The organism is Natronotalea proteinilytica, from assembly GCF_055379935.1.
Genome location: NZ_AP043947.1, coordinates 2,169,463 through 2,184,085 on the forward strand (window position 1 = coordinate 2,169,463; position 14,623 = coordinate 2,184,085).

The window sequence follows — 14,623 nt, forward strand, 5'->3', positions numbered from 1 at the left end:
GTTAGGGATGCGAGGCGGCGTCGTAGTATCGACGCAGGCGTTCTGGAAAGAGATCCGCGTTGTACCGGTTTCGCAGGCGCTCGTGGAACGCGCGCTCGGCATCGGCGGCCTCATCGGTTGCAGGGTCGTTGGTAGAGGCGGTCCATACCGAGTCTTGCATCAGTTCGAACACCAGCGCGCCATCGCGAAACTCGCGCAGTTCACGTTGCAGTTCAGGGTCAGATTCGGCATGGGCATCGGCGGCAGCGTTGAGCACATGATCGTCGAGCCAGCGGTTGAGCGCCTCCTCAAACGGAAGGTCACGCAAGCTCGGGTGCGTGCGCAGATGCAGCGCAAAGTCAGCAGCGGTCAGTGTGTCCTGATCTACGTAGACGGCCGCATGCGCATCCGCCGACTGGGCGCGGGTTCGGTCAGTCGCATGGGCGGGGGTAGTCCAGTCGTCGAGGTCGAACGCTGTGGCGACGCGGTTCGAATCGACGCGCACCGCGTGATGATCGTGCAGGCTCCGCACGTACGCTTGCTTGTGGCGTTCAGTGCGAGGCAACTCCTCTAGCTGATCGCGGAGTTCAGGCTCGGCCTCTTCAAACGAGGGAAGGGGGTCGATAGCACGACGCTGGATCAGGTAATACGTGTTATCGAGGGCCACGACCTCCGAGATCGCTCCGTCTTCGTTCAGCTCGCGAACAGCATCGCGAAACGGCAGGGGTACATGCTGTTCGATGGTAAGCCATCCCAGTTCTCCTCCATTGGCGGCGGTTTGTTCATCAGCCGAGTAGCGCTGTGCGGCATCGGCAAAGGCGGTGCTATCGGGTGGAAGCGTGCTGGCGAGCGAGTCGGCACGAGCGGCGGCTTCGGAATGGCTGGCCGGATGGTTCGGGTCCTCGGGAAACAGCATGATGTAGGCAATCCGCATATCGGGGGTGCGGGGGCGCCGGTCCATCACATCCACCAGATGATACCCAAACGAGGAGCGCACCAGCCGTGGCGGCGCCTCAACCGGATGGCGGTACATGGCATCCTCAAACGGCTCAACCAGTTGCCCAGCGGTCAGATACCCTAAATCGCCTTCAAAGCCGCGCTGTCCGCTTTGCTGCGCCGAAGGGTCGTCGGAGTGCTCACGTGCGAGGTCAGAGAACGCATGGCCCTCTTCCAGTTGTACCTGCAGATCGCGGATGCGCTCGTAGGCGGCTGTGGTGTCTTCGGGCGGTGCGTTTTCATCCACCTCCACCAGCATATGGCGCACATGCACCTCGTACTGCTGCCGGACATACAGTGTGTCGAGCAACGGCTTCGTGACGTTCTCCTCAATCAATGCCGGACGTGCTCGTTCGCGGCGGTATGTAGCCACCTCGTTCTGAAAGTCGGGCGCATCTGCGTATCCTTGCTCAACGGCTTCATGCACCTTCAGGCGATAGTTCAGGTATTGATTCAGAAAGTCAACCAGGGCCGCTGTAGTATCGGTGGTGTCAGACACCGCCTCAACGGGTTGGCGTCCCCAGGCTGCATACACCTCCTCGAACGTGATCTCCTCGTTGGCAAACGTGGCAACGGGAGCGTCTGCATCGTCCGAGGAAAAGGGAAGCGCCGAGCAGGCGCCAACAAATACGACAAGCCCTCCCGCAAGAATGAGAAGGCGGGCGGCAGACCAAGAATGATGCATCCGTAATTTAATTCTACTGAAGGATAATGCCTACAAACGATGCTCGATACATGAGCAAACATGGTTTATCCCATACGAGCGCCCCTTCATTTGATTCCCTGAACCAGAAGGTTTCATGTAGGGCACACGCGGCCCGGTGGGTCTTTTTGTGAGGCGTAGTTGCATTGCAGTCGCGGCACGGAACTGCCCAATGTGTGCAGGGCTATTACCACCGATGCATCCTCAAGAAGTATTTGTTTCGTGTACTGTTCCACTTAACCCGTAGCGGCTGCACTCATGGCTACCTCTGATTCTTCGGTCCGCGTACGTTTCGCCCCGAGCCCCACCGGTCACTTGCACATCGGCGGGCTGCGCACGGCCTTGTACAACTACCTATTTGCTCATCAGCACGATGGGACTTTCATTCTACGCATTGAAGATACCGACCAAACACGTTATGTAGAGGAGGCCGAGCAAGACCTGATGCGGGCGCTGCGTTGGTCTGGGCTTGATTACGACGAGGGCCCCGGTACGGGCGGCCCGCATATGCCGTACTACCAATCGGAGCGTTCGGGGCTCTATCAGCGGTATGCCCAGCAGCTTATCGATAAGGGGGCGGCCTACTACGCCTTCGACACCGAAGAAGAAATCGAAGCGATGCGTGAGGCGCATGCCACCGAAGAAAACCCGTCGCCCGCCTACGATGCGTCCACACGCACCGAGATGCGCAACTCGCTTACGCTCTCTGATGACGAGGTGCAGGAACTGCTCGACGAGGGGGCCACTCATGTGGTGCGCCTAAAGGTGCCCCGCAATCAGACGCTTCAGTTTGACGATGTAGTGCGCGGGGGCATCTCGTTTAGCACCGAAGGCATCGACGATCAGGTGCTTCTGAAGTCGGATGGCCTGCCAACCTACCACCTGGCAAACGTGGTAGACGACCACCACATGCGTATTTCGCACGTCATTCGGGGCGAGGAGTGGTTGCCCTCTACGCCCAAACATGTGCTGTTGTATCAGGCCTTTGGGTGGACGCCCCCCACGTTCGCGCACCTGCCGCTTATCATGAGTCCGGGCGACCAGGGCGGCAAGCTGTCGAAGCGCGACGCCAATGAGTTGGGCATTCCGGTGTTTGTGACGGAGTACCGGGAGCGTGGCTATGAACCAGAGGCGCTCATCAACTTTCTGGCCTTGCTGGGCTGGAATCCGGGTACGGAGCAGGAGCTGTTCAGCCGCGACGAACTGATCGAGGCCTTCTCGCTGGAGCGCGTTGGCAAAAGCGGAGTGCAGTTCGATATCGATAAGCTCGACTGGTACAACGAGCAGCACATCCGCCGTATGGACGCCGAGGCGTTTGCCGATGCTGCCCGGCCCTACATTGTAGAAGAAGAATACCCGATTACCCGTGAGCGCCTGCTTGCTGTCACGGAGCTGGTGCAAGACCGCGTGGCTAAGGTCCGCGAGGTGGTCACCGAGCACCGCTACCTCTTTGAAGATCCCGACACGTACAATCCCGAATGCGTAGAAAAACGCTGGAGTCCACAGTCGGCTAAAATCTTGGAAGCGCTCGCCAAAGCATACAAATCCGCCCCTGCGTTTAATCGCGAGGTGGTGGAGCAAGGCATGCGCGATGTGGCCGATCAGTTTGATGTTGGACTGGGACAGGTCATCCACCCCATGCGCCTTGCCATTAGCGGACGCACCTACGGACCCGGCATCTTTGACTTGGTGACGCTTATGGGACGCGAAACCACGCTGCGCCGTATTAAGGCGGTCATCGAAGCACTTGGCAACGACGCGTAATCGAACCGGCTCCCTTCGCCTCGTATTTACAGCAGGCGTATAGCGAAAGGGGCGGCGGGTGCTGGTTACGCCCCAAGACCAAAGAGCAGATTTCCCCATTAGAATCACGTGTAACCCAATCCAATGGCTACTTATAAGGACGCCGGTGTCGATATCGACGCGGCCGAAGAAAGCGTAGATCGCATCAAAGGGGCTGTGCGCGATACCTTTACCCCCGGCGTGCTGGCCGACATTGGCGCGTTTGGAGCGTTCTTCGAGCCCGATTTGTCAGGGGTTGAAGAGCCTGTGCTGGTGTCGTCTATCGATGGTGTGGGCACAAAGGTACTGGTAGCTCAGCGCGCCAACCGCTTCGATACCGTGGGGCAAGACCTGGTCAACCACTGCGTGAATGATATTGCCGCGTGTGGAGCCACCCCGCTGTTTTTCCTGGATTACTACGCAACCGGACAGCTTCACCCCGACCGTGCCGAGGCGCTCATTGGCGGATTCGCCACGGCGTGCCAGTCCAACGGCTGTGCGCTCATCGGCGGAGAAATTGCGGAGATGCCCGATGTGTACGCCAACGACGATTTTGATCTGGCTGGCACCATTGTAGGCATGGTCGATAAGGCGGATATCATCGACGGATCTGTCATTGAAGATGGCCATGTGCTGCTGGGGTTGCCCTCTACCGGTCTCCACACCAACGGCTTTTCGTTGGCCCGACACACACTGTTTGAAGCGTTTTCGATCAACGAACCGATTGATGCCCTTGGCGGCGATACGCTGGCCGAGGCGCTGCTGGCAGTCCATCGGTCGTACCTGCCCGCTCTTCAGGCCGTGCAGGCTGCCGCTCCGGTGTCAGGGCTAGCCCACATCACCGGCGGCGGACTTCCTGGCAATCTGGCCCGCATCGTCCCTGATGGACTCACCGCAGCCGTCGACTACAGCGCCTGGACGCGTCCGCCCATCTTTTCGCTCATTCAGGAGGTGGGGGATGTCCCCGAAACCGACATGCGCCGCACCTTTAATCTTGGCATCGGTATGGTGGTGGTTGTGCCCCCCAACCAGGCCGACACCGCTGCTGAGGCATTAACCGCTGTCGGGCCAGAGCCCATCCACATCGGCACGATAACCCCGTCTTCTTGAAACCGCTTCCAGAAGGAACAAAACGCCGTTACATAACGGTTATAACACCCCCCCATCGCACACTGCCCTCACGTGATTGCGTGCTCTAGCGCACGCCAGCCTTATGGCTTCTATTGCCGTTATTTTGGTTCTTAGCTACTTAATTGGCTCGGTGCCCTCCAGCGTGTGGCTGGGGAAGATGGTGCACGGAGTGGATGTGCGCGACTACGGCAGCGGTAATGCGGGGGCGACCAATGCCTTTCGTGTACTGGGCTGGAAAGTGGGGTCCAGTGCGCTGCTGTTAGATATGGGCAAAGGCGCATTTGCCGCGGGAGTCATTGCCCAACTCCGCATTGGCACGGTGCCGTCGTTTGGCGCGTGGGAGTTGGATACGGTGATCGCTCTACTGGCCGGGCTCGGGGCTATCGTTGGGCATATGTTTCCGCTGTACCTCGGGTTTGATGGTGGAAAAGGCGTGGCGACCACAGCGGGCGCCCTACTGGCTATTACTCCACTGACTATGCTTATCGTAATGGCACTTTTCCTGGCTGTGCTGCTGCCCTCGGGCTATGTGTCGCTAGCCTCCATGACGAGTGCAGTGGCCTTTCCGGTTGCCGTGGCCGTTCAAATTTTTGTCTTTAATACCGGACTGGATCTAAGCGTGCTGGCTGTAGGCGTGCTTTTGGCTGTGGGAATCGTATTCGCCCATCGCTCTAACATTCGACGTCTGATGAAGGGCGAAGAAAACCAGTTCTCGTCGTTTCGGCCCGCGCAAGGTATGATCGGACGGGGCGAAATATAATCCGGTGGTGCCCCCGAGCACAACGGCGTACCTTTAAGCTACTACCATCCATCCGGCCGTTCACTACTCGCTACGTTCTCCATTTCAAACGCACCTTGACGCATGACTCACGCGGACCTAACGATTTGGGGCGGCGGCAGCTGGGGAACGGCGCTGGCTGTTCACCTCGCACACAACGACCGACGTGTATGCCTCTGGACGCGCTGTCCTGATCATGCGGAGGCAATGCAAACCACCCACCGCAACCCATCGTATCTTCCTGATGTAGTGTTGCCTGAAGGGGTAACCGTTACGTCGGACGTAGACATGGCTGCGAGGTGCGCTCCGATTTGGGCGCTTGCGGTGCCGTCGCACGCTATCCGCGATTTAGCGTCGAAGCTACAGCTCCACATCTCACAGGCCCGCATTGCGGTCTCGCTTGCCAAAGGGGTCGATGAAGAGACCGGCGCGACCATGACGCAAGTGATGGAAACGGTATGGAATGAGGCTGCTCCTCCCTGCGTGGCGCTATCGGGGCCCAGTCATGCTGAAGAGGTAGCCCTTGGAGCCCCAACCACCGTGGTCGCTGCACACAGCCAACAGGCGCATGCTGAAACGGTACAAGATCTGTTCATGACCGACCGCCTGCGTGTGTACACCAATACAGATCGTCTTGGCGTAGAGCTGGCTGGATCCGCCAAAAATGTGTTGGCGCTGGCCGCAGGGGTCTGTGATGGCGTAGGCTATGGTGACAATGCAAAGGCGGCCCTCATCACGCGGGGCCTGGCCGAGTTGCAGCGCCTAGGAGCAGCTGTGGGCGCCACCCCAGAAACATTTTCGGGCTTAGCAGGCATCGGCGATTTGGTGGTGACATGCGTGAGCGGGCATAGCCGCAACCGGCACCTGGGCGAACAGCTGGGGCGAGGCAAGACATTAGATGAGGCGCTCGATGCCATGCACATGGTGGCCGAAGGCGTGCGCACTACGCGCGCTATGCATCGCCTGGCGCAGGAATCCGACGTGGATATGCCCATCACTGCCGCCGTGCATGCCATGCTCTACGAAGACGCCGATCCGCGCGCCCTGGTTGACGATCTGATGGCTCGTGCCCCAAAACCTGAAACGCGGCGGCTCGCATCCGAAGCAGAGTGGTAACGTGTTGTGTACACCTGCGCAGCGTACGAACACGAAAAGGGCTTGTGTTCGTTATACGGTTGCATAACAATCGTTTTTACGCGCCTGCCTGACCCCTTATCCCTATGACTTTGCAAGAGCTGAAGCAGTTAGCCTCGTTGGGGGAGGGGCTCACGCTCGAATTCAAACGTCGCGTTCCAGGTCCGGAGCGTATGGCTAAAGAAGCGGTTGCCCTTGCCAACACCAACGGGGGACGTATTCTGTTGGGCGTAGATGATGATGGTACGTTGACGGGCGTAGACGATGCTGCCGAAGAAGAGTTTATGCTGCGGCAAGCCATCGACCAGTACAGCGATCCGCCGGTTCCCTATGACACGCAGCGAGTGGTTATTGCACCGCGCCGCGATGTGATTGTCGTGCACATACCAGAGAGCGCCGCGAAGCCCCATGTGCTGCACCCTCCCACTGACACTTCAGGCATGGCTTACGTGCGTGTTGAAGACATGAGCGTAGAAGCGAGCCCCGAGTCGGTGCGCCTGATGGAACGCACCGAGGCGTCCAATGGGGTAACCGCTTCGTTTGGAGAAACTGAATCGCTGCTCCTTCGCTACCTCAAAGACTATGGGCGCGTCACCGTCGACCAGTTTGCGCGTGTAGCCGATATCTCTGTCGATGAAGCGTCGGCCATTCTTGTACAGCTCACACGAGCCGACCTGTTGCAGCTCCACACTGACCGCAACGAGGACTTTTTTACGCTATCCTACTAATCAGCAGGTGGGATTCTGTTTATATCTCTCTTGGACAAGTTACTGTTTATACAGATCATGGTTGGCCCCGCGTATCGGACGTGCCGAGCCCGTAGGGCGGGTGCTAAAATCCGTCCGCCTGGCAGCATCAGGATGACTGGCGGACGCGACAACATCCCTACTCTGGTGGCGATGCTCCAGTGAAACGCTCCAGCGTCCTCAAACCATCACCCGAGTTGTTACGTCGGACGCAGAGCGTCCATTCGTCCGTCGCGACGCAGAGGGGCCGAAGGTCATGCCGGTTGTACATCGCGACGAGGACACCATCTTACGCTATCGATTTCCAGTCTCTTCGCCAGCTTATGTTTTTTTAGAGTGGAATGGAGAGATGCACTGCTGGGGCGGCGGCCCCCGTGTCTTCGAACAGCGTTGGGGTGATGGTGTCGCGAAGCAGGTGTACAGCAACTGCACTTCCCCCGCCCACAAGGAGTCCGACGATCACGTCGCTTACGTAATGAACGCCCAGCCCCACGCGGCTCCAACTGCTACCGAGGGCCCATCCAGTGGCTGGGGTAATGACATACCAGCGGGGGTGACTCAGACTCCACGAGGTGGCAAGCGCCGCGGCGAGTGTGGCATGTCCCGAAGGCATGGCTGCACGATCTGAAATCGTCTGGGCATCTGGCGTGACGGGCGTGGCTGCATCGCGGCGAGCAACGAGTCCGCTGGCATACGGACGCGGACGCTGAATGAGGAGCTTGAGACTTTGCGTAAGGGCATACGCCCCGGTCATGGATACGCCCAGCCGGTACGCCTCCGCAAACGCCGGCTGCGACTGCAGATACATCGCGCGTCCTCCTGCCAGCAGCGGGCCGCCCGCAAACACCGGCAGCGCAGTCTGATGAAGTCCGTGCAGCAGGGGGAGAGCAGGGGTGCTGTAGTCATACAGCACTGCCGTAGCGCGTGCATCCCAGTGCGTGGGCGCGCTGCTGGTGGTATCGACAGGTACGGAGGCATATGCTGGAACGCCTGCCGCGCCAACGACAACGCATAGCGCTATGATGCTGACGTACAGGCGCACCGACAGTCCGAAAAAAGCAACGCGCATGAATCAGGAAGATTCTTTTTCGGCTTCCGCATCACTTTCTTCGGCCTCATCCTCGTCGGGTTCGATCATGCCCAGTTCAATGCGCACCTGGTGTTTGATGGCCTCGCGCTCTTCGTCATTTTCCTTCAACCATTCTTTGGTTGCCTCACGGCCTTGCGCGATGGTATCCCCGTTGTACGAGTACCAGGAGCCGCGCTTCTCAATGATATCGGCATCGCTGCCCAGGTCAATGAGTTCGCCCAGCGACGAGATCCCTTCGCCGTAAATGATTTCGAACTCGGCTTCTTTGAACGGGGGGGCCACCTTGTTCTTTTTGACGCGTACGCGTGTCTTGTTGCCGATAACATCGGATCCATCTTTGACGGCGCCGATGCGGCGAATATCGAGGCGAACCGACGAGTAGAACTTCAGTGCACGTCCGCCCGAGGTCGTTTCGGGATTGCCAAACATGACCCCGATCTTCATCCGGATCTGGTTGATGAAGATGAGCGACGTTTTGGTTCGGTTGATGGTCCCAGCCAGCTTGCGTAGGGCCTGACTCATCAGGCGGGCTTGCAGGCCCACGTGCGTATCGCCCATGTCGCCTTCGAGCTCGGCTTGTGGTACGAGCGCCGCTACCGAGTCAATGACGACCACATCCAGCGCGCCGCTACGTACGAGCGTGTCTGCAATGTTGAGAGCCTGCTCGCCGGTGTCAGGCTGCGAAACGAGCAGCTCATCGGTATCCACGCCCAGGTCGCCCGCATAGTTGGGGTCGAAGGCGTGCTCGGCATCGATGAATGCGCAGGCGCCGCCCAGCTTTTGGGCTTCAGCAATGATATGGGTGGCCAGGGTGGTTTTGCCCGACGATTCGGGGCCGTAGATTTCGATAATACGTCCACGGGGTACGCCGCCCACGCCAAGGGCGTTGTCGAGGGTGAGCGACCCGGTGGGAATGGCTTCCACCTCTTTGACCGGCTCATCGCCCAGTCGCATGATAGAGCCTTTGCCATGCTCGCGGTGAATTTGCTTGACAGCCCGGTCGAGAGCTTTGTTCTTTTCGGATCCGTTCTTGGACATAGGTCAGCACAGGAATGAAGAAACAGAGGGTGAGCGCCGATGCTCTGCACATAGGCGTTCTTACGGAACGCACGAGCAGGAGTGCCGCAATCAGCGCTCTTGGTGCAGAGATCGGTACTAAAGAGACTCGCTACGCGGATGATTCGTAACGTGGCGAGGTGGCGTCGTGCCCGGCTCGGCGCTTTAGCTGGCGACGTATCAAATCGAGCGCGGCAGTTGCGAACAGTTCTTTGTTCATCGCGCGGTCGTTCACAAAGCGAATATGAGTAGCGTGGGTACCGTGCGCATCGGCGTATCCAATCCATACAGTGCCTACCGGTTTGGCATCGCTACCGCCCGTTGGACCGGCTATTCCGGTGGTGGCAATACCAATGTCGGTGTTAAGCAAGCGGCGCGCCCCTTCAGCCATGGCCCGCGCCACGGGTCCGCTTACGGCGCCATGGGCAGCCAGCGTCTCGGCATCTACCTGTAGCACCTCTGTCTTTACCGCATTGGCGTACGACACGATGCCGCCTTCAAAGTAAGCAGAAGCCCCCGATGCATTGGTGATGCGGTGAGCAACCAGTCCGCCCGTGGCGCTTTCGGCGGAGGCTACCGTGAGGTTGGCGTCCGTTAGCCGTCGGCCCAGTGCTTCTTCCAGCGAGACATTGCCGATGGCATAGATGTGGGCGTCGGCTTTTGTACGCAGCGCTGCTTCGGCCTCGTCAAGCCGCGCTTTGGCGTCGTCGGGATCGGTAGCGTGGGCGGTGAGCCGAAGCCGCACGCCACTGGTTGACGGCAGGTAGGCTAGACCTACCCGGTCGGGCAACAGTGCATCGGCATCCCCAATCTCGGCTTGCAAATCCGATTCGCCAATGCCGGTGGTTTGCACGGTGCGGTGAAACACCGTGCGTAGATCGGTTCGCTTGGCCAGCAGGGGTTGCACCGAGGCATCGAAGATGGCTTTCATTTCTGCAGGAACGCCCGGCAGCACAATGATGAGCGCGTTGTGCGAGGCCTGGCTCTGAACGCGGAGTCCGGGCGCCGTGCCAATTGGATTGGCCAGTTTAGAGGCGCCTTCGGGCATGTCTGCGATTTGGGCTGCGCGATCTGGGACCGGCCGGTCGCGCTCGGTGTAGTACGTCTGGATCCGTTGCCAAAGCGCCTCATCGCGCACGAGGGGCACCTCCAGAAAATCAGCAAGCGCGGTCTTGGTAATGTCGTCGTGCGTGGGCCCCAGGCCGCCCGTCATGACCACCAGATCAGCGTGCGTGCAGGCTTCGTGCAGCGCCGTTTGAATGCGGGGAGCCGTATCGCGCACAGTTCGCCCTTCGACCACATCTACCCCCATCTGGCTGAGGCGCTCGCCAAGCCATGTTGCGTTGGTGTTGATGGTTTGGCCGATGAGCAGCTCATCGCCAATGGAAAGAAGAATCGCATCCATAGCAGTAAAAGAACAGGTGGAGAGCAGAAGAAACAGGCCTGCTATACCGACGACGCCCAGTCAGCGGGAGCCTGGTGCCAGTCGGCAAGCAGTTGGCGGGCGTCGGCATCTAGACGGCCGCTTGATACAGCGACGTCGGCCACGGTAGGAAATGTGGTGAGCACATGCAACGGACACTGGGCGTCTGCAAAGGCTGTTCGGGTGGCATCAAAGTCATACGCAAAGATAGCAAGCACGCCCAACACATGTCCGCCAGCGTTGCGCACCGCCTGCACAGCATCGAGTGCAGACCCGCCAGTGGCCACAAGGTCTTCGACGACCAGCACCGAGGCGTCATCGGGAATGCGCCCTTCAATGCGGCGCTGCCGGCCGTGCGCTTTTGCTGCACTGCGAACATAAGCCAGCCCGGTGCCCAAGCGATCGGCCAGTGAGGTGGCATGAGGGATGCCCGCGGTTGCTGTGCCTGCCACCACATCCGGCTGCCACGACGCTGCGATGCAGTGCTTCACAAATCCACGCTGCACGGTGTTGCGTGCTGTGGCACTAGACAGGAGGAGGCGGTTGTCGCAGTAGATCGGTGCAACGCGCCCCGAAGACCACGTAAACGGATCGCGCGGGCGCACCTGCACGGCCTGATGATGAAGCAAGAGTTCGGCAATGCGATCAGCGTCGGGCGCGTCGGCAGTGGTCAACGGTATAGCTTAAAAGTCGGGAAAAGGGCGCGAGCAACGATTACGGATGGTGGTTACTTAGACACCGAAGAACTCGGCGGGTTCGACGACACCACCTCTTCACGAGGGGCAAGCGCGTACAGCAGTCCCGTGCCCACAGTAAGCGCCACCACAATGATGAGGGCCCCATACATAATGTGCGATTCCACTAGAAACGCAGCGGCTTGTTGCAGAGCGGGCCCGCTGTGTTCAGCCACGCGTACGCCGAACAGCGCCAGCAGAAACGCCATCTGAGCAGCTGTTTTCGATTTGGCGATGCGGAAGGTGGCCAGCGTGCGCCCTTGCGATTCAGCGTAGCTGCGCAGTGCAGTAACGCCCACATCGCGCAAAGCAATAAGCGCAACGGCCCACCAGGGCACAATGTCGGGCTCAAGCACGGCAAACATGACGAACACTCCCAGGACCAGGACCTTGTCGGCCAACGGATCGAGAAACTGGCCAAAGCGCGACCGCACGTTCCAGGCCCGGGCAAGCTGGCCATCCAGGTAGTCTGAGACCGTAGCTACAATGAAAAGCAGCAGCGCCGACATCTGCCCCCACCATGTAGGAATGGTGAGCAGAAACAGAACCACCGGCGTGAGCACGATGCGTCCAACGGTAAGTGCGTTAGGCAAGTAGCGCATAGTAGCAAGGGGATTGCGTGTGCCCATGTAGTATTAGCAAACCGGCAGGGCAGTTTCCTGCAAAGGCGCGTATACGACATGGAAATGCTGCATAGATGTCGAACAGACTCCGGAACAGACGATGGAACAGACTATGGCCGCCGTGCAGACATGCTGGCTATGCCGTATCAGCCGCTCTGACACGGCGCGCCGCACTGGCATACGCCGGTATGGCACGATGCCGGACTTTACCCGGCCCTAAACATGCCATGCTGTCAATGTGACACGCGTTTCGCACGCAAATCGGATGCGGCATTGTGTTTGAGTATAACACCAAATGCCTATCGCGCGATGCGATAGCACCCACGTTCACGTGTTTCTACGGACTGATACGTACCTTATATCAATGGGTAAGATTATAGGCATAGACTTAGGAACAACCAACTCGGTTGTGGCCGTCATGGAGGGCGATGAGCCGGCGGTGATCGAAAATGCAGAAGGCGCGCGTACCACTCCCTCGGTTGTCGCGTACAAGAAAGACGGCGAGCGACTGGTTGGCGCCCCTGCGAAGCGGCAAGCCATTACGAATCCAGAAAACACCGTTTCCTCGATCAAGCGGTTCATGGGCCGCAAGTATGGCGAGGTCCAAGACGCCATTGAGGATGTGCCGTACAAGGTCATCAAAGGCGATAACAACACCGCCCGCGTGCAACTGGGCGACCGTGAATACACGCCGCAGGAAATTTCGGCGATGACGCTGCAGAAGTTGAAGCAGACAGCCGAAGAGTATCTGGGCGAAGAGGTGACCGAAGCGGTCATTACGGTGCCTGCGTACTTCAACGATGCACAACGCACGGCAACGAAAGAAGCCGGCGAAATTGCCGGACTCACGGTGCGCCGCATTATTAACGAGCCCACTGCAGCCTCGCTGGCCTATGGCCTCGACGACGACAAAGATCAGATCGTTGCGGTCTACGACTTGGGCGGCGGTACTTTCGACGTGTCGATCCTTGAACTTGGAGATGGCGTGTTTGAAGTAAAAGCCACCCGTGGCGACACCCAGCTGGGCGGCGATGACTTCGACCGCGAGCTCATCAACCACATTGCTGATGCGTTCCAGAAAGAGCAAGGCGTAGACCTCCGCCAAGATGCCATGGCGCTGCAGCGTCTGAAAGAGGCTGCCGAAAAAGCTAAGATTGAGCTGTCCAGCTCCACCAGTACTACGGTGAACCTGCCGTTCATTACGGCCACCGATGAGGGACCGAAGCACCTGAACCTCGACATCAACCGGGCCACCTTCGAGAACCTCATCAAGGACCATGTGAACCGCACCATCCCCGAGATGGAGCAGGCGATGAGTGACGCCGGATATAACAAGAGCCAAATCGACGAGGTGCTGCTCGTTGGCGGCTCCACACGGGTCCCCCTCGTGCAGAAGACCGTGGAAGACTTCTTTGGGCGTGCTCCGAACAAGTCGGTCAACCCCGACGAGGTAGTTGCCCTTGGCGCGGCTATTCAAGGTGGTGTGCTTTCGGGCGATGTGGACGATGTGCTACTGCTCGACGTAACGCCGCTTGGGCTGGGCATCGAAACACTGGGCGGTGTCATGACGGAGCTCATTCCGTCGAACACCACCATTCCCACAAAGAAGAGCGAAGTGTTTTCTACTGCTGCCGACAACCAAGAGTCGGTTGAGGTACACGTGCTGCAAGGCGACCGCGAGATGGCCAAAGACAACCGCACCATTGGCCGCTTCCACCTCGATGGCATTCCGCCTGCCCCGCGTGGCACGCCGCAAATCGAAGTTACGTTCGACATTGATGCCAATGGCATCTTGAACGTATCGGCCCAGGACAAGGCCACCGGCAAAGAGCACTCCATTCGTATCGAAGCCTCTAGTGGACTGAGCGAGGCCGAGATCGAGAAGATGAAGTCGGATGCAGAGGCGCACGCCGAAGAAGACAAGAAGCGCAAGGAGCGAGCCGAGAAGATCAACGAGGCCAACTCCATGGTGTATACCACACAGCAAAACCTTGAGCAGTATGGCGATAAGATTCCCGAAGAAAAACGGGCGTCTATCGAAAGCTCGCTCGAGAAGCTGGAGCAAGCGCTTAATAATGCCAGTGCCGATCAAGAGATAACGCAGCTGGAGCAGGCGCTTGAGGAGCTCAACCAAAATTGGCAAGCAGCCAGCCAAGAGATCTACGCCTCGCAACAGGCACAAGGCGGCGCGCAAGGCGCTGCACAAGGTGCCCAGCAGCAACCCGATAACGGCGCTGCCGACGAAGGCGAAGTGCGCGATGCTGACTTTGAGGTCGTGGATGAAGGCGATGAAGCGAAGTAAGCACGCTACGCCACGACTTCCGCGTCTATAGACCGCGCTCTCCACGGTCTATGCCCACACCGCCCCGCGAGCCCATCGGCTCGTGGGGCGCGTGTGTTTGATCCCCCTCTACCATACCCTGAACCCCCACCCCTTGTCATCTCTGT

Annotated in this window: 12 protein-coding genes; 6 read left to right on the plus strand and 6 right to left on the minus strand. The window is 59.0% G+C overall.

Features of this window, described 5'->3' with window-relative positions:
* Position 1: 1 nt before the first annotated feature.
* On the minus strand, positions 2–1,660 hold the full coding sequence (locus ACZ5AL_RS08585; RefSeq protein ID WP_464509958.1) for a foldase protein PrsA: 1,659 nt from the start codon (positions 1,658–1,660) through the stop codon (positions 2–4).
* Between the two features lie 276 nt (positions 1,661–1,936).
* On the opposite strand from ACZ5AL_RS08585, the gene gltX reads away from it, so the two are divergent.
* The 5 genes from gltX (at position 1,937) to ACZ5AL_RS08610 (ending at position 7,231) form a co-directional block, all read left to right on the plus strand.
* On the plus strand, positions 1,937–3,442 hold the full coding sequence (gltX, locus tag ACZ5AL_RS08590) for a glutamate--tRNA ligase (protein ID WP_464509959.1): 1,506 nt from the start codon (positions 1,937–1,939) through the stop codon (positions 3,440–3,442).
* Between the two features lie 123 nt (positions 3,443–3,565).
* Positions 3,566–4,570 carry a phosphoribosylformylglycinamidine cyclo-ligase gene (gene purM / locus ACZ5AL_RS08595; protein ID WP_464509960.1) on the plus strand — a complete coding sequence of 335 codons (1,005 nt, stop codon included), beginning with the start codon at positions 3,566–3,568 and terminating at the stop codon, positions 4,568–4,570.
* A 103-nt stretch (positions 4,571–4,673) separates the two neighbouring features.
* Positions 4,674–5,351: a glycerol-3-phosphate 1-O-acyltransferase PlsY gene (plsY, locus tag ACZ5AL_RS08600; protein WP_464509961.1), complete on the plus strand. Its 678-nt coding sequence runs from the start codon at positions 4,674–4,676 to the stop codon at positions 5,349–5,351.
* Positions 5,352–5,453: 102 nt separating this feature from the next.
* A complete protein-coding gene (locus tag ACZ5AL_RS08605) occupies positions 5,454–6,485 on the plus strand; it encodes an NAD(P)H-dependent glycerol-3-phosphate dehydrogenase (protein ID WP_464509962.1) in 1,032 nt (343 codons plus the stop codon).
* Between the two features lie 104 nt (positions 6,486–6,589).
* The gene (locus tag ACZ5AL_RS08610; RefSeq protein ID WP_464509963.1) at positions 6,590–7,231 is read left to right on the plus strand and encodes an RNA-binding domain-containing protein; all 642 of its coding nucleotides are present in this window, start codon (positions 6,590–6,592) and stop codon (positions 7,229–7,231) included.
* A gap of 349 nt (positions 7,232–7,580) precedes the next feature.
* Here ACZ5AL_RS08610 and ACZ5AL_RS08615 read toward each other — a convergent pair whose 3' ends face one another.
* From ACZ5AL_RS08615 to pgsA, 5 genes are all read right to left on the minus strand, one after another.
* A complete protein-coding gene (locus ACZ5AL_RS08615) occupies positions 7,581–8,318 on the minus strand; it encodes a phosphatase PAP2 family protein (RefSeq protein ID WP_464509964.1) in 738 nt (245 codons plus the stop codon).
* 3 nt (positions 8,319–8,321) lie between these two features.
* Positions 8,322–9,377: a recombinase RecA gene (recA, locus tag ACZ5AL_RS08620; protein ID WP_464509965.1), complete on the minus strand. Its 1,056-nt coding sequence runs from the start codon at positions 9,375–9,377 to the stop codon at positions 8,322–8,324.
* A 130-nt stretch (positions 9,378–9,507) separates the two neighbouring features.
* Complete coding sequence (locus ACZ5AL_RS08625; RefSeq protein ID WP_464509966.1) at positions 9,508–10,800, minus strand: competence/damage-inducible protein A; 1,293 nt, start codon at positions 10,798–10,800, stop codon at positions 9,508–9,510.
* Between the two features lie 41 nt (positions 10,801–10,841).
* Positions 10,842–11,492, minus strand: coding sequence for an orotate phosphoribosyltransferase (gene pyrE / locus ACZ5AL_RS08630; protein ID WP_464509967.1), 651 nt, complete (start codon positions 11,490–11,492; stop codon positions 10,842–10,844).
* Between the two features lie 53 nt (positions 11,493–11,545).
* Positions 11,546–12,154 (minus strand): CDP-diacylglycerol--glycerol-3-phosphate 3-phosphatidyltransferase, encoded by a 609-nt coding sequence (gene pgsA / locus ACZ5AL_RS08635; RefSeq protein WP_464509968.1) that lies wholly within the window; start codon positions 12,152–12,154, stop codon positions 11,546–11,548.
* Between the two features lie 385 nt (positions 12,155–12,539).
* Here pgsA and dnaK point away from each other — a divergent pair, with 385 nt between their 5' ends.
* The gene (dnaK, locus tag ACZ5AL_RS08640) at positions 12,540–14,477 is read left to right on the plus strand and encodes a molecular chaperone DnaK (RefSeq protein ID WP_464509969.1); all 1,938 of its coding nucleotides are present in this window, start codon (positions 12,540–12,542) and stop codon (positions 14,475–14,477) included.
* Positions 14,478–14,623 lie beyond the last annotated feature (146 nt).

What these genes read in the sequence shown, in the direction of transcription:
- recA (WP_464509965.1), bottom strand. Translation starts at nt 9,377, where the DNA reads ATGTCCAAGAACGGATCCGAAAAGAACAAAGCTCTCGACCGGGCTGTC.
- gltX (WP_464509959.1), top strand. Translation starts at nt 1,937, where the DNA reads ATGGCTACCTCTGATTCTTCGGTCCGCGTACGTTTCGCCCCGAGCCCC.
- ACZ5AL_RS08610 (WP_464509963.1), top strand. Translation starts at nt 6,590, where the DNA reads ATGACTTTGCAAGAGCTGAAGCAGTTAGCCTCGTTGGGGGAGGGGCTC.
- pgsA (WP_464509968.1), bottom strand. Translation starts at nt 12,154, where the DNA reads ATGCGCTACTTGCCTAACGCACTTACCGTTGGACGCATCGTGCTCACG.
- ACZ5AL_RS08625 (WP_464509966.1), bottom strand. Translation starts at nt 10,800, where the DNA reads ATGGATGCGATTCTTCTTTCCATTGGCGATGAGCTGCTCATCGGCCAA.
- plsY (WP_464509961.1), top strand. Translation starts at nt 4,674, where the DNA reads ATGGCTTCTATTGCCGTTATTTTGGTTCTTAGCTACTTAATTGGCTCG.
- ACZ5AL_RS08585 (WP_464509958.1), bottom strand. Translation starts at nt 1,660, where the DNA reads ATGCATCATTCTTGGTCTGCCGCCCGCCTTCTCATTCTTGCGGGAGGG.
- purM (WP_464509960.1), top strand. Translation starts at nt 3,566, where the DNA reads ATGGCTACTTATAAGGACGCCGGTGTCGATATCGACGCGGCCGAAGAA.
- dnaK (WP_464509969.1), top strand. Translation starts at nt 12,540, where the DNA reads ATGGGTAAGATTATAGGCATAGACTTAGGAACAACCAACTCGGTTGTG.
- ACZ5AL_RS08605 (WP_464509962.1), top strand. Translation starts at nt 5,454, where the DNA reads ATGACTCACGCGGACCTAACGATTTGGGGCGGCGGCAGCTGGGGAACG.
- ACZ5AL_RS08615 (WP_464509964.1), bottom strand. Translation starts at nt 8,318, where the DNA reads ATGCGCGTTGCTTTTTTCGGACTGTCGGTGCGCCTGTACGTCAGCATC.